Origin of the sequence: Pseudoalteromonas sp. SG43-3 (assembly GCF_014164385.1) — a bacterium.
In the GTDB taxonomy this organism is placed as follows: domain Bacteria; phylum Pseudomonadota; class Gammaproteobacteria; order Enterobacterales; family Alteromonadaceae; genus Pseudoalteromonas; species Pseudoalteromonas distincta.
Genome location: NZ_JACJFC010000004.1, coordinates 112,096 through 135,616 on the forward strand (window position 1 = coordinate 112,096; position 23,521 = coordinate 135,616).

The 23,521-nt window shown below is 40.3% G+C and carries 14 protein-coding genes; 11 read left to right on the forward strand and 3 right to left on the reverse strand.

Annotation, left to right across the window (positions count from 1 at the left end):
• Positions 1–71 precede the first annotated feature (71 nt).
• The 5 genes from H5157_RS04985 (at position 72) to H5157_RS05005 (ending at position 9,291) form a co-directional block, all read left to right on the forward strand.
• Positions 72–1,565, forward strand: a complete 1,494-nt coding sequence (locus H5157_RS04985; protein WP_182724291.1) for a tryptophan halogenase family protein — start codon at positions 72–74, stop codon at positions 1,563–1,565.
• Positions 1,565–3,421 (forward strand): glycoside hydrolase family 13 protein, encoded by a 1,857-nt coding sequence (locus tag H5157_RS04990; protein WP_182724292.1) that lies wholly within the window; start codon positions 1,565–1,567, stop codon positions 3,419–3,421. The genes H5157_RS04985 and H5157_RS04990 overlap by 1 nt, the downstream gene beginning before the upstream one ends.
• Before the next feature lie 88 nt (positions 3,422–3,509).
• Complete coding sequence (locus H5157_RS04995; RefSeq protein ID WP_182724293.1) at positions 3,510–5,369, forward strand: alpha-amylase family protein; 1,860 nt, start codon at positions 3,510–3,512, stop codon at positions 5,367–5,369.
• The gene (locus H5157_RS05000; RefSeq protein ID WP_154903232.1) at positions 5,362–6,867 is read left to right on the forward strand and encodes an MFS transporter; all 1,506 of its coding nucleotides are present in this window, start codon (positions 5,362–5,364) and stop codon (positions 6,865–6,867) included. The genes H5157_RS04995 and H5157_RS05000 overlap by 8 nt, the downstream gene beginning before the upstream one ends.
• 9 nt (positions 6,868–6,876) lie before the next feature.
• On the forward strand, positions 6,877–9,291 hold the full coding sequence (locus H5157_RS05005; RefSeq protein ID WP_182724294.1) for a glycoside hydrolase family 15 protein: 2,415 nt from the start codon (positions 6,877–6,879) through the stop codon (positions 9,289–9,291).
• A 250-nt stretch (positions 9,292–9,541) separates the two neighbouring features.
• Here the strand turns inward: H5157_RS05005 and H5157_RS05010 are convergent, their stop codons facing one another.
• The 3 genes from H5157_RS05010 to H5157_RS05020 all read right to left on the reverse strand — a co-directional run bounded on the left by H5157_RS05010 (position 9,542) and on the right by H5157_RS05020 (position 15,998).
• A complete protein-coding gene (locus H5157_RS05010) occupies positions 9,542–11,449 on the reverse strand; it encodes a S9 family peptidase (protein WP_182721319.1) in 1,908 nt (635 codons plus the stop codon).
• A 72-nt stretch (positions 11,450–11,521) separates the two neighbouring features.
• Entirely contained in the window at positions 11,522–14,707 is a 3,186-nt protein-coding gene (locus tag H5157_RS05015; protein WP_024596124.1) for a TonB-dependent receptor, read from the reverse strand.
• A gap of 274 nt (positions 14,708–14,981) precedes the next feature.
• Complete coding sequence (locus H5157_RS05020) at positions 14,982–15,998, reverse strand: LacI family DNA-binding transcriptional regulator (protein WP_024596123.1); 1,017 nt, start codon at positions 15,996–15,998, stop codon at positions 14,982–14,984.
• A gap of 290 nt (positions 15,999–16,288) precedes the next feature.
• Here H5157_RS05020 and glk point away from each other — a divergent pair, with 290 nt between their 5' ends.
• The 6 genes from glk (at position 16,289) to H5157_RS05050 (ending at position 23,517) form a co-directional block, all read left to right on the forward strand.
• On the forward strand, positions 16,289–17,281 hold the full coding sequence (gene glk, locus H5157_RS05025) for a glucokinase (protein ID WP_002959751.1): 993 nt from the start codon (positions 16,289–16,291) through the stop codon (positions 17,279–17,281).
• A gap of 38 nt (positions 17,282–17,319) precedes the next feature.
• A complete protein-coding gene (locus H5157_RS05030; RefSeq protein WP_182197028.1) occupies positions 17,320–18,333 on the forward strand; it encodes a LacI family DNA-binding transcriptional regulator in 1,014 nt (337 codons plus the stop codon).
• A gap of 335 nt (positions 18,334–18,668) precedes the next feature.
• Positions 18,669–20,519 carry a phosphogluconate dehydratase gene (gene edd, locus H5157_RS05035; protein ID WP_182692865.1) on the forward strand — a complete coding sequence of 617 codons (1,851 nt, stop codon included), beginning with the start codon at positions 18,669–18,671 and terminating at the stop codon, positions 20,517–20,519.
• 33 nt (positions 20,520–20,552) lie between these two features.
• A complete protein-coding gene (gene eda / locus H5157_RS05040; protein WP_002959756.1) occupies positions 20,553–21,173 on the forward strand; it encodes a bifunctional 4-hydroxy-2-oxoglutarate aldolase/2-dehydro-3-deoxy-phosphogluconate aldolase in 621 nt (206 codons plus the stop codon).
• Positions 21,174–21,182: 9 nt separating this feature from the next.
• A complete protein-coding gene (gap, locus tag H5157_RS05045) occupies positions 21,183–22,187 on the forward strand; it encodes a type I glyceraldehyde-3-phosphate dehydrogenase (RefSeq protein WP_002959757.1) in 1,005 nt (334 codons plus the stop codon).
• A 205-nt stretch (positions 22,188–22,392) separates the two neighbouring features.
• Positions 22,393–23,517, forward strand: a complete 1,125-nt coding sequence (locus tag H5157_RS05050; RefSeq protein WP_182724295.1) for a sterol desaturase family protein — start codon at positions 22,393–22,395, stop codon at positions 23,515–23,517.
• Positions 23,518–23,521: the final 4 nt, after the last annotated feature.

Here is a 23,521-nt window from a genome sequence, read left to right on the forward strand (position 1 = left end):
TTTACAAGGGCTTTTTTATAGCTACTTTATCAAACTTAACAAAGCTTTAAACTGTAAACGTGGACAATAATATGAAACCAATAAAACACGTCGTAATCGCAGGCGGGGGCACGGCAGGGTGGATAACAGCCGCCTTGCTTAATAAAGTGTTAGGTAAAGTAATTAAAATAACCCTTATTGAGTCAAGTACTATTGGCACTATAGGCGTGGGTGAAGCAACAATTCCGCCTATTATTCAGCTTAATCACGCACTGGGTATAAACGAGCAAGATTTTATAAACGCTACAAATGCATCTATAAAATTAGGAATTGAGTTCGAAAATTGGAAAACCACCTCTCATAGCTACATGCATGCTTTTGGCTCATTTGGAAAAGACTTCCCCTTTTGCGATTTTTACAATTTTTGGGTAAAAGGGCACATTAGCGGTACAGAAGAAAGCTTATGGGATTTTTCATTAAATTACCAAGCAGCTAAACAGCATAAATTTGCACCATTAAATACTATACCTAACACGCAATTACCTGGCGTAAGTTATGCGTACCACTTTGACGCAACGCTATATGCTGAGTTTTTAAAAAAGCTCGCAACATCACGCGGTGTTGAGCATATTGATGCCAAAATAGAGCAGGTTGAACAATGCCCTCTATCAGGGAATATAAAATCATTAACCCTTGATAACACACAGCAGATAAATGGCGACCTTTTTATAGACGCTACAGGGCAGCGCGCCTTACTCATAGAGCAAACCCTTAATACAGGTTTTGTAGATTGGTCTCATTACTTACCATGCGACAGCGCCGTTGCAGTGCAATCTCAAGGTACTAGCGAGCTAAAACCTTATACGCGTTCAATTGCACACAGCGCAGGCTGGCAGTGGCAAATACCGCTGCAAAGCCGAATAGGTAATGGCTTGGTGTACCGTAGCCGTTATTTATCTGACGATGCAGCAACGCAGTTATTATTAAATAATTTACCCGCTGAGCCCATTACGGCGCCACGTGTTATAAAATTTAAAACAGGACGGCGCTTAAAGCAGTGGCATAAAAACGTGGTGTCGGTTGGTCTTGCTAGTGGCTTTTTAGAGCCGTTAGAGTCAACTAGTATCCACTTAATACAAAGTGCAGTAACCCGTTTAATAAAGCTGTTTCCACACAATGGCATAAACGAAACTTTAGTTACTGAATTTAATAAGCAAAGCGTGATAGAAATAGAGCACATACGCGATTTTATTATTTTGCATTACAAACTGACGGAGCGAGAAGATTCTGCTTTTTGGCGACAATGCAAGCAAATGGACATTCCTCACTCATTGGCCCACAAGCTCAAATTATTTAAGGAAACTGGCAAAGTAGTGCGCGAAAACGATGAACTATTTGCCGAAGTTGCTTGGCAACAGGTATTTATTGGCCAAGGCCTCATCCCCGATGATTACAACAGTATTGTTGACTCATTAAGCAGTGAACAACTAAACGATTTATTTTCTACATTAAAAACGCTTATTACCTCAACAGTAGATCAATTACCCACTCATAAAGATTTTTTAGCAAAAATTAAAAAGGCCTGATGATGCGATTTTTAAACACACTTTTACTTGTAAGTGCCTGTACTTTACCAACCATTAGCTACGCACTTAACGTTGAGCCTGCTAATTGGTGGGTTGGCATGAACAAAAATACCATAAACATCATGGTGCATGAGCAAAATATTGCAAACGAGCAAATTAAATTAGCTAAATACAATGGTGTTAAGTTAAATAAAGTAACCCGTACAGATAACCCAAATTATGTATTTTTAAATATTACTATTACTGATACCGCTAAAGCAGGAACGCTTGTGTTTAACAGCAGCGAAGCGAGTCAAAATTTTGAGTTTTCACTACTTGAACGTAATAAAAACAGCGCAAACCGCCAAGGGTTTACATCAGCTGATACGCTTTATTTAATTAACCCAGATCGCTTTGCTAATGGTGATAAACAAAACGATAGCGTTCCTAGCATGTTAGAAGCCGCTGATCCTAGTACTAAGGGCGGGCGCCACGGTGGTGATATTCAAGGTGTTATAAACGCATTACCGTATTTAAACAATTTAGGCGTTACACAGCTTTGGCTTACCCCAGTGCTTGAAAACAACATGCCAGATTATTCTTATCATGGTTATGCAATTACAGATTTTTATAATGTTGACCCACGTATGGGCTCAAACCAGTTATATAAAACGCTCTCGGTAAAAGCAAAAGAGCAGGGCATAGGCCTGGTAATGGATATGGTTCTTAACCATTTTGGCTCTGAGCATACTTGGGTTAAAGATAAGCCAACTAAAGATTGGATTAACTTTAATGGCGAGTTTAAAAAAGGTAAAAACGCCACAAGCCATGCGCGCCAAACTATACAAGACCCACACGCGAGTGAATACGACAAGCGCCAGTTTAACGATGGTTGGTTTGTAGAAACCATGCCCGATTTAAATCAGCGCCAGCCACTGTTAAGTGAATACTTAATTCAAAATGCTATTTGGTGGATAGAATACGCCGATTTAAGTGGTATTCGTGTTGATACCTACTCTTACTCAGATAAAGCATTTTTGAGTGATTGGACAAAAGCCATAATGCAGGAGTACCCAAACTTTAATATTGTTGGAGAAGAGTGGACGTCAAACCCTGCTATTGCCTCTTACTGGCAACGTGGCAAGCATAACCAAGATGGTTATACATCAAGCTTACCAAGCGTGATGGACTTTTCGTTGCAAGAGTCGGTAATTCAAGCGCTAAATGAAGAAGAAAGCTGGAACACGGGCTGGGTTAAAGTCTATGAGTCGTTAGCTAATGACTTTTTATACCCAGATACAGATAACATTATGGTATTTGCAGATAACCACGATATGAGCCGTGTTTATACTGAACTTGGCCAAGACGTTGCTAAAACAAAAATGGCGATGACCTTGTTTTTAACCACGCGTGGTATAGCCCAAATGTACTACGGTACGGAAGTGCTATTAGATAACACCCCAAGTAAAGACCATGGCGATATTAGAATAGACTTCCCTGGTGGATTTAAAGGCCAAACTCGGAACGCCTTTACGGGCGAGGGGCTAACAAAACAGCAAAAAGTGATGCATAACACCATCAGTACCTTGCTTAATTTTAGAAAAAGCAGCCCAGCACTTGATAAAGGAAAACTTGTGCACTTTACGCCTCAACAAGGAGTGTATAGTTACGCGCGTATTAGCGACGAGCAAACTGTGTTGGTATTTATGAATAAAAATACACAAACGCTACAAAAAAACATTGAGTATATGCAAGAGGTGATGCCTAACAGCACAACAGCATTTAATTTATTTACTCAAAAAACACAAAAGCTGGGCAAAACCATTGAATTACCAGCGATGAGCGCAACGGTACTCGTTTTAAAAACGCCACAATAGTAACTTGAATACGTATGCAGCAACTGTATGGTTGCTGCAGTAATCTTTAGTATAAAGTTAATAACAATACTGACAAAAAAGACACACAATGAAAAAATCAGTTTATGTATCCGCAGTACTTTGTAGTGCACTTATTGCTACAGGGTGTTCAGAAAATAACAAACCTGAACAACAGCAACCACCTGCACACACGCAAAATGAGCTTACCAAGCCGGTTGTATATCAAGTATTTACTCGCTTGTTTGGTAATACCGAAACAGCCAATGTGCCATGGGGCACTAAAGAGCAAAACGGCGTAGGTAAATTTGCCGACTTTAACGATGCAGCCCTAAAAGGCATTAAAGAGTTAGGCACCACACATGTTTGGTATACCGGTGTGTTACACCATGCGTTAGTGGGCGATTATACCGACTACGGCATTTCGCAAGATGACCCCGATGTAGTAAAGGGCCGTGCAGGTTCACCGTACGCAATTAAGGATTACTTCGATGTAAATCCTGATTTAGCAGTTAATGTTACTCAGCGAATGGATGAATTTGGCGCACTTATTGAGCGTACACATAACCATGGCATGAAAGTCATTATTGATATAGTGCCTAACCATGTAGCACGAAATTACCAATCCCTTGGCAAACCTAAAGGCGTTAAAGACTTTGGCGCACAAGACGACACCACTAAAGCGTACGATAAAAATAATAACTTTTACTACGTACCAGGGCAGTCTTTTCAGGTGCCAACATCGCCAGAGTATAAAGTATTAGGGGGTAATGAACACCCATTAGCGGATGGCTTTTTTGATGAAACGCCCGCTAAATGGACAGGTAATGGTGCCCGTGCAGCAAAACCCGATATAAACGATTGGTACGAAACAGTAAAAGTTAATTATGGCGTAAAGCCAGATGGTAGCTACGATTTTGTTCAATTGCCAAGTGAATACAAAAATAAAGACTACCGTGCTCATTATGCATTTTGGCAAGATAAAGAACTTCCTAACAGCTGGTACAAATTTAGAGACATAGCACTTTTTTGGCTCGATAAAGGCGTTGATGGCTTTAGATACGACATGGCCGAAATGGTGCCAGTAGAGTTTTGGAGTTTTTTAAATTCGTCGATAAAAATGCAAAAAAGCGACGCCTTTTTGTTAGCCGAAGTGTATAACCCGCTAATGTACCGTGCGTATATTCACCAAGGTAAAATGGACTACCTTTACGACAAAGTAGGCTTTTATGACACACTAAAAGCCATTATGCAGGGTAAGCAAGCTGCTAATACTATTTTTGCAGCCCAAAGCCAAGTTACTGATATTGAAGCGCACATGCTGCACTTTTTAGAAAACCACGACGAACAACGCATCGCGAGCCCTGACTTTGCAGGTAACGCTGCGTGGGGTAAACCGGCTATGGTGGTTTCTAACTTAATGAGCCGCGCACCCACGTTATTATATTTTGGTCAAGATGTGGGAGAAGATGGCTCAGAAAACGCAGGATTTGGCACAGCTACACGCACCAGTATTTTTGACTACATTGGCGTGCCAGCGCACCAAGCATGGATGAATAATGGCAAGTTTGACGGTGCTAATTTAACACAAGAGCAAGTAGCACTTCGTGACTACTACAAAGCGATTATGTCACTAAATAGTTTACCTGCTGTGGTAGGCGGTGAAATGACTGAGCTTAGCGTTACAGGAAGTGAGCGAGTTGTAGGTTTTACGCGGAAACTTGGCCAACAAGCGCTGTATGTATTAAGTAACTTTAGTGAACAACCTCAAACAATTACGGTTAATTTATCAAAGGCACAATTAGCGGTACTTAGCGAGCACACTCAATTACATGACTTACTTGAGCAGCACAGCACCGAGATCACATCAGGGTCTCAAGGCGCAAGCTTCACACTCACACTTGATGCATTTAGCAGCGCAGTTTTAACTAATAAGGCTCATCATGAATAATCAAAATAATAATTATGACAGCAACAAACCAAACCTGAGTTTTTGGCAAATATGGAATATGTGCTTTGGTTTTTTAGGTATTCAATTTGGCTTTGCACTACAAAACGGCAATGTGAGCCGAATATTTCAAACATTAGGCGCACAAGTTGATGATATCCCCATTCTATGGGTTGCAGCCCCTCTTACTGGCTTAATCGTACAGCCTATTATTGGTTACTGGAGCGATAAAACGTGGGGGCGCTTTGGTCGCCGACGTCCGTTCTTTTTTATAGGCGCAGTGTTAACAACGCTTTCACTATTTATTATGCCGCATTCACCAACGCTTTGGATTGCCGCTGGTATGTTATGGATAATGGATGCGTCAATCAACGTAACCATGGAACCGTTTAGAGCACTTGTTGGGGATAACTTGCCAGAAAAACAACGCGCTACAGGTTACGGGTTACAAAGCTTTTTTATTGGTATTGGTGCGGTACTAGCCTCAGCATTACCATGGATGATGACCAACTGGTTTGATGTAAGTAATACCGCAGCCCCAGGGCAAATTCCAGAGTCTGTTAAATACTCATTTTATTGGGGCGGGGTGGTGTTACTTGTTGCCGTGCTTTGGACCGTAGCACGTACAAAAGAGTATAGCCCAGAGCAATTAGCGGCTTTTGAAAAGCAAAGCGCTCAACCTACTACAAGCAAACTGGTTGATATTAACTTTAATAAAGGCGCCATTATTTTTGTAGTGCTGGGTTTAGCAACCCTTGCATTAGTCATGGGCTTATCGCTTGAAAAAGAATTATACCTATTAGCTGGTGGTTTATTAGCGTTTGGTATTGTGCAGTGGATTGCAGCGGCGCTTAAAAGTGCGAATAAAACCCAAGGTGGTTTTTACCAAGTAGTACAAGATGTATTTACTATGCCAGAGGCTATGAAGCAGCTTGCCTGGGTGCAGTTTTTTAGCTGGTTTACTTTATTTGCTATGTGGATTTATACCACCGCTGCAGTAACAAGCTTTCATTATGGTAGTAGTGATGCAACCTCTAAAGCATTTAACGATGGTGCTGACTGGGTGGGTATTTTATTTGCCGCTTACAATGGATTTGCCGCAATTGCCGCTATGTGTATTCCGTTTTTAGTTAAAAAAATGGGATTAAAAGGCGCGCATTGCTTTAATTTATTGCTGGGCGCGTTAGGTCTTGCAAGCTTTATGTTTATTCAAGACCCTAAGATGTTACTTATACCTATGATTGGGGTGGGGTTTGCGTGGGCGTCTATTTTATCGCTGCCTTACGCCATGCTAAGTAACGCACTGCCAAGTAATAAAATGGGCGTTTACATGGGTATTTTTAATTTTTTTATAGTTATACCTCAGTTACTTGCCGCCAGCATTTTAGGGCTCATTTTACGCCACGTATTTTCTAATCAGCCTATTTACGCATTGTTAATTGGTGCAGCCTCGTTCGTTGTCGCTGCCGTTGCGGTAATGCGCGTTAAAAATTCAAATTAAGGACACACAATGAAAAAATATAACCTTATAACCGCCTCACTTTTAACGTTAGGTTTAACCGCTTGCGGCGCTCAAAACACAAGCACAACTAACGAAAGTACCACAGCACAGGTTACATCAGCACCAGGCGCCCCAGGCACAGAGCCTTTTTGGGCTTATGCGGGTAAAACAGGTATTGGCACGTCATACGAGCAATACCAAAACGGCCAATACAGTGATTCAGCTGCAACGGGCGATGTATCTAAGGTGTGGTTTTCAATTGCTAAAGGTATGATCACCGAAACCATGTTTGGGCTTATTCACCAAGCTCAAATAAAAGACATGCAATTTATAGTAACAGGTAAAGACTTTACCGTTAGTGAAGCTGATGATTTAGATGTCACCATTGATTACTTACATAAAGATGCACAAGGTCGCCCGTTATCGCTTGCCTACAAAGTAACTAGCACTGATAAACAAGGGCGCTTTAGCCTAGAAAAACACATTTTTACTGACCCAGATGGGCAAACATTATTTGTACGCAGTGTATTTAACACTGAGCTTGAAGGGCTAAAAGCATATGTGTCTGTTAATCCGTATATTAATAATAACGGGCTAGGTGACTTCGCTAAAACGACTGAGCAAGGCCTTGTCGCATGGGAAGACGATAACTATTTATCACTTCAATCAGCGACCTCATTTAAAGATAAAACAGTGGGCTTTACCGGTGAAAGCGATGGTATTAACGCACTTAAAACTACGCAATCTATAAATACACAATACACAAATACCGGCGATACAGCAGGTAATGTAAGCATGCTTGCAGAGCTTGGCGACATAAGCGCGAATACCACCTTTGATTTAGCACTTAGTTTTGGTAAAACGCAGCAGCAAAGTATAAAGCAAGGCGAAAAAAGCTTAGCAAAAGGGTACCAAGCGGTGCTTGATCACTATAACGGTAAAGGTGAAGCGCTAGGCTGGGAAGATTACCTACAAAGTCTCAAACCGCTCAATAAAATGATTGAACAAACAGCCGATAACGGTAAGCTTTTATACACCAGCGCCATGGTTCTAAAAGCACAAGAAGATAAAACACACGCAGGGGCATTAATTGCTTCTCTATCTAATCCATGGGGCGAAACGGTTTCGGCTAAAGAGGGCTCTACTGGCTATAAAGCAGTATGGGTGCGCGACTTTTATCAAGTAGCCATGGCCTTTATGGCACTCGGTGATACAGCCACAGCAAAAACTGCTTTCGAATACCTTGAAAAAGTGCAAGTAAACAGCAAAACACCGGGAAATAACGGCGATACAGGTTGGTTTTTACAAAAAACGCACGTAGATGGTGAGCTTGAATGGGTGGGCGTCCAGCTTGACCAAACAGCTATGCCTATCATGCTTGCCTGGAAGTTACATAAAGCCAATGTACTTAGTGATGAAGAACTAAAAAGCTGGTACGGCAAAATGTTAAAACCAGCGGCTGATTTTTTAGTTGATGGCGGCCTTGCTAAAATTTTATGGAACGACACGCAAATTACACCACCGGCAACCCAACAAGAGCGTTGGGAAGAGCAAAGCGGTTATTCGCCTTCGACTACTGCAGCAATAGTAGCTGGCCTTATTACAGCCAGTGATATTGCAACACTAAGTGGCGATGATACAAACGCAAAGCGCTACTTAGATACAGCTAAAAAATACAGCAGCGATATTGAATCGCAAATGTTTACCACTAAAGGTAACTTAAAAGGCGAGAATAGCGATGGCGAATACTTTATTCGTATAGGCCAAGATACCGATGCAAACTCAAACACTAAAATTAACGCTAATAATGGCCGCGAAGGGTTTAATAAAAAGCAAATTTTAGATGGCGGTTTTTTAGAGCTAGTACGCTATGGCGTACGCGGTGCAAATGATGGAAGCATCGTTAAAACACTACCTGAGTACGATGACGAAACACTAGAAGATAACCTACAAGTTAAATACAGCTTTAGCTTTGACGACGGCAGCGGCACATTTGCAGGCTACCGCCGCTATGGTAATGATGGCTACGGCGAAGATGAAGTAACGGGCACAAACTATGCCGAGGGTGGCAGTAATACACCAGGCCAACGTGGTCGTGTATGGCCGTTTTTCACAGGTGAACGTGGCCACTATGAAATAGCAGCAGCTAACGCAAACAACGCCTTTGATGATGCTAAACAAGCGCAAATTAAAAATAGTTATGTTAAAGGTTTGGAGCAATTTGCCAATAAAGGGCTAATGCTACCAGAGCAAGTATGGGATGGTGTCGGTGTAAATAAAGCTGGTTATGAGCTAGGCGAGGGCACAAACTCAGCAACGCCACTTGCATGGACACATGCAGAATACATTAAGCTTGTACGCTCACTCAGTGATAAACAAGTATGGGATTATTATCCAGTGGTTGGCGAGTCACTTAAAGACTAATATAAAGCAAGCTGCAGTTATTAAAAAGGCTTCTAAATAAATTTAGAAGCCTTTTTTACTATTCAGTTATTCTGTATTTAAACTAATATGAATCAGCAATAATACTTAATTATTTGTTGGTAATAACTAAATAACGAAATTTTTATCTTGTTATCAGTACGATTTTCTTACCTCAAAATAGATCACCGAATTAGGCGATTTGATATGAAGGGTGCTCTTCATATGAAATGAATGCCACCCTTTTATTACATTATTTGAGGCCACATTTATTATCAAACCAAGATAACAACTCTGTATAAAACTCTTTTTTATGATCGTAGAAAAGCGTATCAGAAAAGTGATCAGCATCTTCTAGCTCAATATATTTAAAGTCTTTTTTGTACTTTTCAAGCTCAGATACAAAGTCTCTACTGTGTTTTACTGGAACACGACTGTCGATATCGCCATGTACAACCAGTATAGGAATATTTACTTTATTTACTTGCTCTACAGGAGAGACACCAGTAATAGTAGGGCGTTGTAAGATACTTAAAAAGCGATTTTCGTTAAGAGTTGCATTGATACGACTTAAATCACTTACACCCGCACCGGCAACAACACATTTATATATGTTGTTTTCACGCATAGATGCAGCAAATGCAGCATAACCACCATAACTCCAACCAAATAAAGCAAGCTTATCTTTTGTTGCTAAACCTTTATCTATTAAATATTGTGCGGCGTCATCTAAATCATCTTGTTTTTTCAAGCCCCAGTTATTATCACCGGCTATCCAATGCTCCAAACCGTAACCTGTAGAACCTCGGTAGTTTGGTTGAATAACTACGTAACCATGATAGGCGAGTAACTGTGCCCAGTCATCAAATACAACAGAGTCACGAACCCAAGGACCACCGTGAGGGAGTACTATTGCGGGGTAAGGACCTTTAGTTGCAGGAATAGTTACGTATGCTTTTATTTTACGTCCATCTCTTGCTTTATAAGAGATATATTTAACGGTTCCTAATTTACTTTTATCAATAAACGGAAGGCGATCACCAATCTTAGTTAACTTCTGTTTATTAGTAACAATGTAATAGCTGCCAGGGTTATCGTCAGCAGATACTCTCACTACTAATACATTATCGTTATCAGAGCTACTGATGATTTGTACAAATTTACCTTTAAATAAAGACGCAACAGATTCGTTAAGTGCTTGTAGGTTAGGATCTGTGAAATAAAACTTAGGTTGCTTAGTTGTATAGCGAAAGCCTTGTAAGGTGCCGTCGGTATCAAGTATTACACCATCAGTATCTACAGACTTAAGACCAAATTGACGTTCAGAATACTGACCTGTTTTAATATTATAAATATAAATGCCAGTCGTATTTTCGCCTAAGTTGGCATTAACATAAACTTCGTTAGGGTTACCTTTCGCAAACCCTAAAATCTCAAAGTTTTCACGCTTTTTAGGACTAACTTGCTTAATTACTTTCCAATCATCATTACCTTTATCTCGGGCATAATAATCGATTGCGTTATCAGACTTATTCCAACCTTGGGCTATTCTTATTTCACCGTCGTAGTCAGAAACGAATGAGCCTGATACTTTTTCATTTCCGCGCATTACAGTAACGCTTCGTCCAGTATTAATATTAAAGCGCACTACATCTGGAATGTAGTTATTATTAATATCAACCTCTACTAATACTTCATCTTTTTTGTCAGGAAGTATATTTATTATATTAAATTGAACATTTCGTTTTTTCTTAAATGGTAATAGCCAGTCGCTTTTACCATCTGCATCGGTTATTGCAAACTTATTAACCCAGTATTTGCGACTTCCATCTTCTAATATTTGCCTAAACATAACGCCAAGTTTTTCATCGTTTAACCATACGATTGAAGATATTAGCATTTTATCAGCGCCTAATCTTACAGGCTCTGCATCTAGGTTATTTGGATCTCTTATCTCAATTATATAGTCACCATTTTTAGTAGTCGCTCTTAAAATAGCAAGCTTCTTACCATCAGGTGATGCTACAACACTGCGTATAGCAGATGACATTGAGAAAGCATCAATACTGCTTACTTGTGCCGCATCTCCAGTTTCGCTATTAGCAAAAGAAGATAGGCCTAGTAGGGTTAATCCTACTAATATTCTTTTTTTAAATTTCATTTTTATTCCCTCAAAAAAAATGGCCTAAAATTTTAGGCCATCTGGATTGAATATTTACTCAGCCAATTCTAATTAAAAAGAAGCTGTAAAACTGATGTATGGGCTACGACCTGAAGTGTCATAACCAACACCTAGAGGGATATTAGTGTTTGAAAAAGAACCACTTGGATCTACTTTAGGAGGTGCTTCATTAAACACGTTACGAACACCAAAGTTCACTTTATAAGCATCGTTAGACCAAGTCATACCAATGTTATGTACAAAGTAGTCATCGGTGAAACCAACTGGGCGACATTTAAGTGCTTCACCGTTAGCATCAGTTAAACCACGACAACCTGCAGTGCCTTCTTCAAATTCACCTAAATCATCCTCATCTTCACGACCTTTACCGATGAAACGCGTTTCCCAGTTAAATCTAAAATCAGAGTATTTAAGTTGTAAGCGAGCGGTACCACGCCATTCCGGAGAATCTGGCTCGCCCATATTGTCATCAATAGTACCAAGCACGTCAAAAACTTGCTCTGTCATGCGAGTAGCTTGAAGATCTAGTGTAATACCTAGGTTTTCTTCTGCGATTACTGTATCTGTTTCAAAGTAGATATTGTAATCAAAACCTTTAGATGAGATTAAACCAATATTGATAAAGCTAGCATCAACTAAATCAATTTGACCATTTTCGTCACGTCCGATACGGCTACAGAAAGCATCATTACCATCAGCAGAATAACACTGACCAATACTGTAACCAGCGCTTGGCTCTGCAATACTATTCGTTACTTCAATATCAAAGCGGGTTAATGACATTGTTAAATCAAATGCATCAGTGAACGGTTGTTCAAAGATAAAACCGTATGTTTTAGCCACTGATGTTTCAGCACTAAGCTCAGTTGTACCGCCAGTTTCAATCTCAGCGCTGTAAGCTGCAGTGTATGAGTCAGTTCCATTTTGACCTAAACCAAGAGTAGTTGGATCAATACCTGATGCTTGACAAGCGTTTAGTACAGCTGTATCACGTGTTTCTTCTGCTGCATTATATGTAGCTGCTGAACCTGGGTTCAATGGGTCGATATTACGAGCATCTTCCGGAACAACACATGGATCGGCAACTGTATTAAAACCAGACGTACCGTTTAAGAAACGCTCGCGTAGGTTAGGTGCTCTGTACGAAGTACCTTTTGTTGCACGTAGAGTAAACCACTCAACAGGACGGTAAATTGTTTTAAGACTATAAGTTGATTCTGCATCGTAGAAAGATTCTTCAGAAACACGGCCAGAAGCTGTAAATGTAAGTTCTTCAGCGCCTTTAACACCTTTAAGTAAAGGGAATTCAACTTCTGTGAATATTTCCTTTAAGTTACGTGAGCCATCAGCGCCTTGGTCAGCAAAATAGCCCCATAGTAAGCCTTGAGATGCAGCAGCATTTGGATTTGATTCAATTTCATCACGACGATATTCAACCCCAACGATACCTGCAACAGTTTCGTTGTTCCATGGTAATGCGAAGAAATCACCACCCATGAATGCATTGAAAACAAACTGGTTTACTTTAGTTTCGATATCGCGGTCGATAAACAAGTAAGCAGCTTCTTCAGGTGAAAGCGTACCGCCACCTTCTTGATAAATACTATCTGCAAATAAATTAACAGGAACACATCCATCAGAACCGGTACCACAGGTAACAGTACCATCATCATTAAGAACAGCGGTTTCTAATGAGTTAATTAAGCGCTCTTCATCAATACCAACACGGTGGTCAGTACCTTTTGATGCGCTGTACGATACAGATGCGTCGTAGTACCAATTGTCTAAGCCGATGTTTTCAAACATACCAAGATTACCAGTAACACCAGTAACTAAACGATATTGTGAAACTTCAACCTCAGTTTGATCACGGTCACCACGAATATTGATGATTGGCTGAACGGCTTCTGGTCCACCAGGGCCCACACCTAACACGCCAAAACAGTCAATACCGTTTGTTCCACAAGGGTTATATGGGTTTGATGCCGCTACTTGTTGGAATATCTGTGCACCTGGGCTAAAAATTGGTGATTTACGACTAGCGTATAAACCTTCGTAGTAGAAAGTTGTATCGTTATCATCTTGGAAGTTATATTCACCATTAAGCATTAGTGAAATACGTTCATTTTTACTTCTGTAATCACCACTTTTGTAATAATCAGATTGTTGGAAAGCGTATAGAGGGTCTTGGAAATCAACGTCACGGAAACCATCGCCGTTACCATCTACAAATACACCATCATTTATACCATCGCCATCAAAATCGCCCGCTACCCATGAAGGTAAAAACCCTTCAAGACTTGATGGTACAGTTGATTCGCTGAAGTTTGGAATACCAGTGTTTGTAAAGTCAGGTGTATAATAAACACTACCAAAGAAAGATGGTACGCTAATACGGTTTGTTAGAGGGAAAATGTCACATGAATCTTCACCGCTTGCTACAGGACCATAGCCACTGTTTCGGGTTACGATACTGCCATCTTCAGCTTCCCAAATACGCTCTTCACACCCTTTAACAAAAGGGTTGCCAGCTAAAGATTGAGATTTCTGTTCTGAATATTCAACACCAACGGTGATAAAACCATTATCCATGGTTTTGCCCCACATACCCGAAAGTACAGTTTCTTCACCGCCTTCACCTTTAGGTTGACGGTAAGATGCATCAAAAATAAAGCCTTCAACATCTTTTTTTAATATTACGTTAGCTACACCCGCTACTGCATCAGAACCATAAACGGTTGATGCGCCATCAAATAAATTCTCTACACGCTCAATCATTACACCTGGTATTAAGTTCAAATCAGGTGAAGTTGGCGCACCACCTACACCTGCTGGAGCCATTCTTCGACCGTTGATAAGTACAAGAGTACGCTCAGCACCTAAACCACGAAATCCGATTGTTGCAGCGCCTGGACCGTTATCTAGTACAAAACCACCAAATGTATTATCTATTTGAGCACCAGCCGCTTGGCTGGTTGACTGGAGCATTGAACCTGCATCAAATAAACCCATTTCACGAGATAAGTCACCGTTGATAATTTGAATTGGCGATGCATTTGAAAATTCAGCTTTTCTTATACGCGAACCTGTTACAACAATTCGCTCTGGCGCTTCTTCTTCTAGTTCAACGTCTGAGTTTAAGTCATTTTCCTGGGCTAGCGCGTTAGGCGCTAAGGCTACAGATCCTAGCAATAAAGAATATCTTATTGCATTTGATAGTGCTTTAGTTTTAAACATATGTAAATCCCTGAGATATTATTGTTATTTAAGCTATAAATCATAAATTAAACAAAGTGAAATATAGCATCACAATAAATTTACATTATTGAAACTAAATAGTAAATGCGGTTAATGGTGAGTAACTACGCAATAGGTGCTGAAACAGTCAGTTTTGGGCCTTAAAAGTGATTTTTTTCGCTATTTTTTTTTTAATTGTCTGTTTTTAAATGGTTTTCTTGTTTGTAAACGAATGTGAATGGATGTAATCGGCATATACATGGAAAGAGAAGGCTCAGCTTGACTTTCTAGGAATGAGAATAGGAGGCAACAGGGTGCTTTGAACTTCTTCACCACGTATCAGTTTTAATAGGTTCTCTACTAACATTTGCCCAGCAATAGTGGTGTTTTGCTCTATTGTAGTTAGTGGTGGGTTTACATAACTTGCAATGGCTATATTATCAAAGCCGACTACCGCAACATCTTTCGGCACGTTAATATTTGCTTCTTTAAGTGCGCGTATAGCCCCAATAGCAATTAAGTCACTTGCAGCAAATAAGGCGTTAAATTTAATATTATTAGCAATTAGTGAGCGTGTTGCGTGATAGCCAGATTCTTCAGTAGAGATAGCATTAGCCATTTTACGCTCATTTATTTTAACGTTGTTAGCCAATAGCTCATCTTTAAAACCCTGAAAACGACTAAAAAATTCGGGGCTGTGATCAGAGGCGTCACCAATAAAAGCGCAATCAGTTCTGCTATGCGCAATAAAGTGCTCAGCGGCGAGCTTACCGCCACCGTAGTTATCACAACAAACAGTTAAATCGGGACGGTTATCTACCGTTGCACCCCAGCAAACAAACTTAGTGTTTTGTTCAAGTAAGGTGTTAAATTTTGGTTGGTAATCAATGTAATCGCCATACCCGAGTAAAATAATGCCATCAGCTCTGTGGCTGTCTTCGTAGTCTGCTTGCCAATCAGCACTGGCCGATTGAAATGAAACTAATAAATCGTAACCTTCTTTAGCGCAAGCACGGGTAATACTGCCAAGCATGGCTAAAAAGAAAGGATTTATTTGGGACTCGTCAGAAGTAGGATCTTCAAACAACAATAATGCAAGCGTACTACTTTGTTGAGTGCGAAGGTTACTCGCATTTTTATCAACTTTATAATTAAGCTTTTTGGCTATATCGAAAACACGCTTCCGTGTTTCTTCATTAACAAGGTGGCTGTTACGTAAAGCGCGAGATACAGTCGATTGAGATACCCCTGCATAGTGGGCAATATCAAATGAGGTAGCTTTACCTTTCATTGTTACAACTTAATTAAATTGATAAATTATTGTGTCATTTTCGTTTATTGATGAATAATTTCAAGCTTTTTGTGAATTAACGTATATTTTTATTGATAAATTCCTGACACCGGTGTCATAATGTCAGTGTTTTATCATTTTGTTGTCAAAACGTATTCGCTGTCTATATCTTTATAGGCAGCATTTTTTACTGTGATAGCTACTTTGAGGTGATAGCTCAAAGTATAAATAACAATGGTACACCATTGTAAAATAATAAGCATGAGTCGCTTAACAAAAGAGATAATACTATGAGCCCAAACGCTTCTGCCCAATTTGATCCCATCTTAGTTGCTGATGTCGGCGGCACTAATGCCCGCTTTGCTTTAATAACTGCTTTTAATGAACAGACTAACCAATTTATAATAGAGCACATTAATATTTTTCCTAGTGCCAATTTTGGTTCTCTTGAAAGTGCGCTCGAGCAATATTTACAAACAGTCCCACATATTGCACCCAAACGCGCATGTTTAGCCGTTGCAGGGCCAATAAAAGCCGGGCAAGTGCATTTAACCAATTTAGGTTGGCATTTTAGCGTCAGTGAATTTAAAACTCATTTTGATTTACAACAACTTGAAGTCATTAATGATTTTGCTGCCTTTGCTTACGCTGCCCCTTACTTAGATCCTAAACAAAATGTCATTGTTAAATCAGGTCAAGCTGATGATAACGCAAACATTGGTGTTATAGGTCCAGGTACTGGTTTTGGTGCCGCGTGCTTAGTTAGAACGTCTCAATCTACCGCAGTGCTAAGTTCAGAAGGGGGGCATATATCACTTGCACCTGTTAATGAACTCGATACTTTATTATTAAATGAGTTACGTAAAGATCATCCCCATGTTTCTATCGAAACAGTTTTTTCAGGTCCTGGCATAACGCATTTATACAAAGCAATGTCTGCGGTTAAGGGTGTAACAGCTAAAAATTTAGATGCCGCACAAATTAGCAGCCTTGCAAATAGTGGTGAATGTGATGTGTGTGATGCAACCTTAAACCAGTTTTGTGATTGGATTGGCAGTGTTGCCGGTGATTTAGCGGTTGTTTATGGCGCGTTAGGTGGATTATTTATTGGCGGTGGAATACTACCTCGTATGCAAGCGAGACTTCTTGAGAGTCGTTTTGTTGAACGATTTTCGCAAAAGGGTATTATGTCGCAGTACGCAGGACAAATCCCTGTAACACTCGTAACACAAGACAACATACCGCTTATTGGCGCTGCTGCGTGTTTACACAATAGCAAATAGGGCTTTGGTCTTACAGGTTGTATTTGGATAATGGACAGATGAAAAAAGTAACCATAAATAGTGTAGCAAGCCATGCAGGGGTTTCTAAAAAAACCGTCTCACGCGTGTTAAACAATGAGCCTAATGTAAGTGCCGCCACCCGAGAAAAGGTGCTTGCGGTATTTAAAGAGCTTGATTACACCCCAAATCCAATTGCACGAGGTCTTGCTCAAAATCGTAGCTTTATTATTGGCTGTTTATACGATAACCCAAGTAAAAGTTATATTACCCGAGTGCAAACGGGCGCCTTAGAAGCGTGTAAAGAAAACAACTATAATTTATTGATACACCCTTGTGAGTTTCGTGGTGAAGCACTTATAAATAATATTGAGCAATTACTACAAACTTCTCGATTAGATGGCATTGTGCTAACACCTCCTTTTGGTGATTTTGCTGAGCTTGCTTCTTTTTTAAAATCTAAAAAAATTCCTTATGCAAGAGTTGCTTCAGCTTTACTACAAGATGATTCAATTTCAGTGCGTAGTAACGACGAGCAAGGCGCATTTGAGATTACCGAGCATTTAATTAACCTCGGTCATAAATCTATAGCCTTTATTAAAGGGCACCCGGATCACAGTGCCACGCAACAACGTTTTAAAGGTTACAGGCGTTCACTTGCAAGCCATGGTATAGAATTTGATGAGCGCTTAGTCGAGGAGGGTAACTTTAGTTATCACTCAGGTGTAGATAGTGCACGCAGCATATTAGATTTATCCCCTAGGCCAACCGCTGTATTTGCATCAAACGATTACATGGCGGCTGCCGTACTTAAATTAGCAACTCAGCGCCAATTAAAAGTGCCTGATGACATTTCAATAGCTGGGTTTGATAATGCGCCCATTGCACGTCATATTTGGCCTGGGTTAACAACAATTGCACAGCCCGTTGAAGAAATGACTAAACAAGCCGTAACGCAACTTATTTTACACATAGCTCAACCACAAGAGCAGCCGTATCAGGTAACGCTTGAGTCGCGCTTGATTACACGCGAGTCTACCTCAGCAATAAAATAGTGAGTTTAAAACACTTTCACAGTAGCCCGAATATGAGTGACGCTTATTCGGGCTTTTTTTACTCTGAACTTGCTAAAACATGGTTTGTGCCTAAAAATCAATTAGGTCATTATTCGGTCATGTTAAAATATTAAACTATTTTTGTTACTCGGGGTTGACACCGGTGTCATTGCTATGCGTTAATACAGTGACACCGGTGTCAGGGTTGTTGTGAGAGGCTCCCTGGTAGCGTACCTTTGAACGGGTAAATCAAAGATGCTCAGTACAGTTATTTACGTGGAGTCTGTAGTTGCTACTGAGCCTTTATCCTCTAACTAATAGAGATGAGTTAAATTATGTTACATCCTCGTATTCAAGAAGTTACCCAGCGCGTTATCGAACGCAGTAAAAATACCCGTCAAGATTATTTAGATCGCATTTCGCACGCAAAAAAACAAACAAGAGTTCGTGCCGGTTTAGGTTGCGGAAATATAGCCCATGTTATGGCTGCATGTAGCAGTGATGACAAAGCGCGCTTAAAGGCTGATGAGCAGCCAAATCTTGCTATTATCAACTCATATAACGATATGTTATCGGCTCATGTGCCATACAAAGACTACCCAGATTTAATTAAAGACATTGCAACAAAATACGATGCTACAGCTCAAGTTGCTGGTGGCGTTCCTGCAATGTGTGATGGTGTTACGCAAGGGCGTGACGGCATGGAACTTTCACTTTTTTCTCGCGATGTAATTGCTATGTCTACAGCAATTTCTCTTTCGCACGATGTGTTTGATGGCGTTTTTTGTTTAGGCGTTTGTGACAAAATTGTTCCTGGTTTATTAATTGGTGCATTGTCGTTTGGTCATTTACCTGTGTTCTTTTTACCAGCAGGTCCAATGCAATCAGGTATTCCGAATAAAGAAAAAGCACGTATTCGCCAAAAGTTTGCACAAGGTTTAGTGAGCCGCGAAGACTTACTTGAAGCTGAAAGTGCGTCTTATCACAGCGCTGGTACGTGTACGTTCTACGGTACTGCCAATTCAAACCAAATGTTGATGGAAATAATGGGCTTACACCTTCCAGGTAGCTCGTTTATTAATCCTTACACTGAGCTTCGCGATGGCCTTACAGGTAATGCTGTAGAAACTATGCTTAAGCAGCTTACGGATGATAAAGAAAGCCCTTGTTTAGCCGATGTGATCAGCGAAAAAACGATTATAAATGGTTTAGTGGGTCTGCTTTCTACAGGTGGTTCTACTAACCATGCAATCCATATTGTTGCGATAGCAAAAGCTGCCGGCATTCAGGTTACGTGGAAAGATATGTCTGACTTATCAGAAGTTGTACCACTTCTTACACGTATTTACCCTAACGGCTCAGCTGATGTAAACCACTTTCAAGCAGCAGGCGGTATGGGTTTCTTAATGCGAGAACTAGCAAGCGCTGGTTACTTACATACAGACGTTAAAACAATGCTTGGCGATGGTTTAGCACCATACATGACAGAGCCTCGTTTAGATAAAGACGATAGCTTGATCATGAGCGACTCAACTGGCCCAACTAAAGTTAAATGGGTAGATTGCCCAGCAAACTCGCACGATGAAGAAGTACTTCGCCCAGTGAGTAACCCATTTAGTAAGCAAGGTGGTCTGCAACTTCTAACTGGCAACTTAGGTAAAGCTGTTATCAAAGTGTCAGCTGTTGCTGAAGAACATCAAACCGTTACTGCTCCTGCAAAAGTATTTAGTTCACAAAGTGCTCTGCAAGATGCATACACTCGTGGCGAATTAAACCAAGACTTTATTGCCGTGCTAAAAGAGCAAGGCCCTAAAGCGAAAGGTATGCCAGAGCTACACAAGTTAACGCCAGTAATGGCAACGCTTCAAGATGAAGGCTTTAAAGTAGCCATTGTTACTGACGGTCGGATGTCGGGTGCATCAGGTAAAGTACCTGCTGCTATTCACTTAGCACCAGAGGCAGTAGAAGGCGGCGTTATTGCTAAAATCCGAGAAGGCGATTTAGTGACGCTTGATGCGCCAAACGGAATATTAAAAGTACACGTTAGCGACGAAGAACTTGCTAAGCGTGAAGCAGAGCTTAGCCTGCCAAGTGCAACATTTGGTACAGGTCGTGAATTATTTACTGGATTTAGAAATATCGTAAGCAGTGCCGATTTAGGCGCGAGTGCTTTTGGACTTGAATAAATATTAGCCATACTGGGTAATGAGGAACAAGTAATGAGTATTGAAAAAATCTTAGCATCGGCACCCGTAGTGCCAGTGGTTGTAATCGAAAAATTAGAAGATGCAGCACCACTTGCAAGAGCTTTATACAACGGTGGCTTAAAAGCCTTAGAAATAACACTACGTACACCCATTGCTGCAGAAGCTGTAAAGCTAATGAAAGCAGAAGTACCTGAAGCCTATGTAGGTACTGGTACGGTAGTAGATAAGGCAAGTTTTGATCTTTCGGTTGCTGCTGGTGCAGATTTTATGGTGAGTCCAGGTGTGAGCGATGAGCTTATTGCTTTAGCTAAAACATCAGATATACCATTTTTACCAGGCGCTGCAACTGCAAGTGAAGTTATGCAACTTGCGTCGCATGGTTTTAAGTATTTAAAATTCTTCCCAGCAGAAGCTGCAGGCGGAACAGCTATGCTTAAATCAATCGGTGGCCCATTACCACATATTACTTTTTGCCCAACTGGCGGCATTAGCCTAGCAACTGCTCCTAATTATTTAGCGCTTAACAACGTTATTTGTGTTGGTGGTACGTGGATGCTAGATAAACAACTAATTGAAAATAAAGACTGGCAAGCAATTGAAGCGCTTGCTCGCCAAGCAAGTGAACTTAAATAGGAGTCTAAAATGATTAATGTAGCAATTAACGGGTACGGCCGTATCGGTAGAAATGTTTTACGTGCACTTTATGAGTCAGCTCAAAACAGCGAAATTAAAATTGTAGCAATTAACGATTTAGCACCAGCTAACGTAAATGCACATTTAACGCAATATGACTCTGTTCATGGTCAATTTTCAAAAAAAGTAACACTTGAAAACAACACTATGCTAATTGGGGATGACGTAATTACGTTAACGCAAGAGCGTGACCCTGCAAACTTACCGTGGAAAGAGCTAAACGTAGATATCGTTTTAGAATGTACTGGTTTTTTCACTAAACGTGATGACGCCGCTAAGCACATTACTGCAGGCGCTAAAAAAGTAATCGTATCTGCTCCAGGTACTGGTTTAGATGCAACAGTAGTGCATGGTGTAAACAGCGACGTAATTAATGCTGACAGCAATATCATTTCTAACGCTTCTTGTACTACTAACTGTTTAGCGCCAATTGCAAAAGCAATTAACGACACAGTAGGTATTGAGCAAGGTAGCATGACGACTATTCACGCTTACACCAACGATCAAAACTTATCTGACGTTTACCACCCAGATTTATACCGTGCGCGTAGTGCAACTCAATCTATGATCCCAACTAAAACAGGTGCTGCGGCAGCTGTTGGTTTAGTATTACCAGAACTTGCTGGTAAATTAGATGGTATGTCGGTACGTGTACCTACAATCAATGTTTCTTTAGTTGATTTTACGTTTATCACTAAGCGTGATACGACTGCAGAAGAAATCAATGCAATCATGAAAGAAGCATCAACGGGTTCAATGAAGAGTATTTTAGAATATAACGAGCTTCCGCTTGTTTCTATCGACTTTAACCATAACCCAGCGTCGTCTATCTTTGATGCAACGCAAACTAAAGCCAATGGCAAACTAGTTAAAGTAATGGCTTGGTACGACAATGAGTGGGGTTTCTCAAACCGCATGTTAGACCAAGTTAAAGCATTAGGTCAGTACTTATAATTGACCTTGTAAAAGTTTAGCTTTATCCAACCAAGCCACGCATTGCGTGGCTTTTTTGCGTTTAGTTTATCTGTATATTTGCAATTCAAAATTAGAAGGGAACTATTTGTATTTTTTATACCCTAAATTTTGTTAATATGTGGGTGTGTAAATCAATGGAATTTCGTTGTATTTAATCAACTCAACGACGCAAGGAATAATAAAAATGATCAGAGCTCTATCGCGAAAAGTATTTCGCACAAATCATCTTCAGATAGGTGAGGGCAACATAAGTGGCTACATAGCCTGCTTTTTAGCAATACTGAGTTGCTTAGGCGTATTAGCGTTTCACTTTCCTGAATATTTAACCACACCAGAGCTGAGAAAAAGCTACAGCGTCGACTTTTTACGTCAGCTTATGTTTGCATCATTATTGGTCTCGGGCAGTTTAGGATTACTTAACTTTGTACGTAATACCAATAAGCGTTTAGGGGCTACAGCGTGGTTTTTTATTTTACTCGCTATTATGTTTGGCGGACCAAACGTTGAAGTAAACGAATTTGCTTCTGATATACCTTATATAGGGCTTGATTGGTTTATTTTAGATTTACTCGGCTCAACACTTATATTTATTGTGATTGAAAAGTTATTACCTCATCGTAAAGATCAAAAAATATTACGTAGCGAATGGCGAGGCGATTTAAACCACTTTTTTGTAAATCATTTAATTATTGGTTTTGTATTACTCGTTACTAACCACTTTGTGCATTATGGCTTTGGCTGGGCTGTATCATCTACAGTACAAGGTTATATAGAGCAAACCCCCTTTATAGTGCAGTTGTTTTTAATAATACTGGTGGCTGATTTAATGCAGTATTGGGTGCATCGTGCCTATCACGAAGTCCCTTTATTATGGCGCTTTCATGGCGTACATCACAGTGCTAAAGAAATGGATTGGTTAGCGGGCTCTCGCCAGCATATTCTTGAAATACTCGTAACGCGCAGCTTAGTGCTCACGCCTATATTTGTACTTGGTTTTTCACAGCAAATAATTAGTTTGTACGTAATAATTGTGGGTTTGCAGGCTGTGTTTAACCATGCAAATGTGCGTGTGAAATTTGGTTGGCTAAAATATTTTATGGTTACACCGCAGTTTCACCATTGGCATCATGCGTCAGATAAAGCCGCGATTGACCGAAATTACGCTGCACATTTTTCGTTTTTAGATTATGTGTTTGGTACTGCTGTTAAAGGCCAAAAAGAGTGGCCACAAGCGTATGGTGTAGTCGGGGATTACATGCCCGTAGGTATGCTTAAACAACAGGTTTACCCGTTTAAGCGCACTAAATAAGTTC

Bases quoted from the DNA above. Each gene is read 5' to 3' on its own strand.
- H5157_RS04985 (WP_182724291.1), top strand. From the start codon at position 72: ATGAAACCAATAAAACACGTCGTAATCGCAGGCGGGGGCACGGCAGGG.
- H5157_RS04990 (WP_182724292.1), top strand. From the start codon at position 1,565: ATGATGCGATTTTTAAACACACTTTTACTTGTAAGTGCCTGTACTTTA.
- H5157_RS04995 (WP_182724293.1), top strand. From the start codon at position 3,510: ATGAAAAAATCAGTTTATGTATCCGCAGTACTTTGTAGTGCACTTATT.
- H5157_RS05000 (WP_154903232.1), top strand. From the start codon at position 5,362: ATGAATAATCAAAATAATAATTATGACAGCAACAAACCAAACCTGAGT.
- H5157_RS05005 (WP_182724294.1), top strand. From the start codon at position 6,877: ATGAAAAAATATAACCTTATAACCGCCTCACTTTTAACGTTAGGTTTA.
- H5157_RS05010 (WP_182721319.1), bottom strand. From the start codon at position 11,449: ATGAAATTTAAAAAAAGAATATTAGTAGGATTAACCCTACTAGGCCTA.
- H5157_RS05015 (WP_024596124.1), bottom strand. From the start codon at position 14,707: ATGTTTAAAACTAAAGCACTATCAAATGCAATAAGATATTCTTTATTG.
- H5157_RS05020 (WP_024596123.1), bottom strand. From the start codon at position 15,998: ATGAAAGGTAAAGCTACCTCATTTGATATTGCCCACTATGCAGGGGTA.
- glk (WP_002959751.1), top strand. From the start codon at position 16,289: ATGAGCCCAAACGCTTCTGCCCAATTTGATCCCATCTTAGTTGCTGAT.
- H5157_RS05030 (WP_182197028.1), top strand. From the start codon at position 17,320: ATGAAAAAAGTAACCATAAATAGTGTAGCAAGCCATGCAGGGGTTTCT.
- edd (WP_182692865.1), top strand. From the start codon at position 18,669: ATGTTACATCCTCGTATTCAAGAAGTTACCCAGCGCGTTATCGAACGC.
- eda (WP_002959756.1), top strand. From the start codon at position 20,553: ATGAGTATTGAAAAAATCTTAGCATCGGCACCCGTAGTGCCAGTGGTT.
- gap (WP_002959757.1), top strand. From the start codon at position 21,183: ATGATTAATGTAGCAATTAACGGGTACGGCCGTATCGGTAGAAATGTT.
- H5157_RS05050 (WP_182724295.1), top strand. From the start codon at position 22,393: ATGATCAGAGCTCTATCGCGAAAAGTATTTCGCACAAATCATCTTCAG.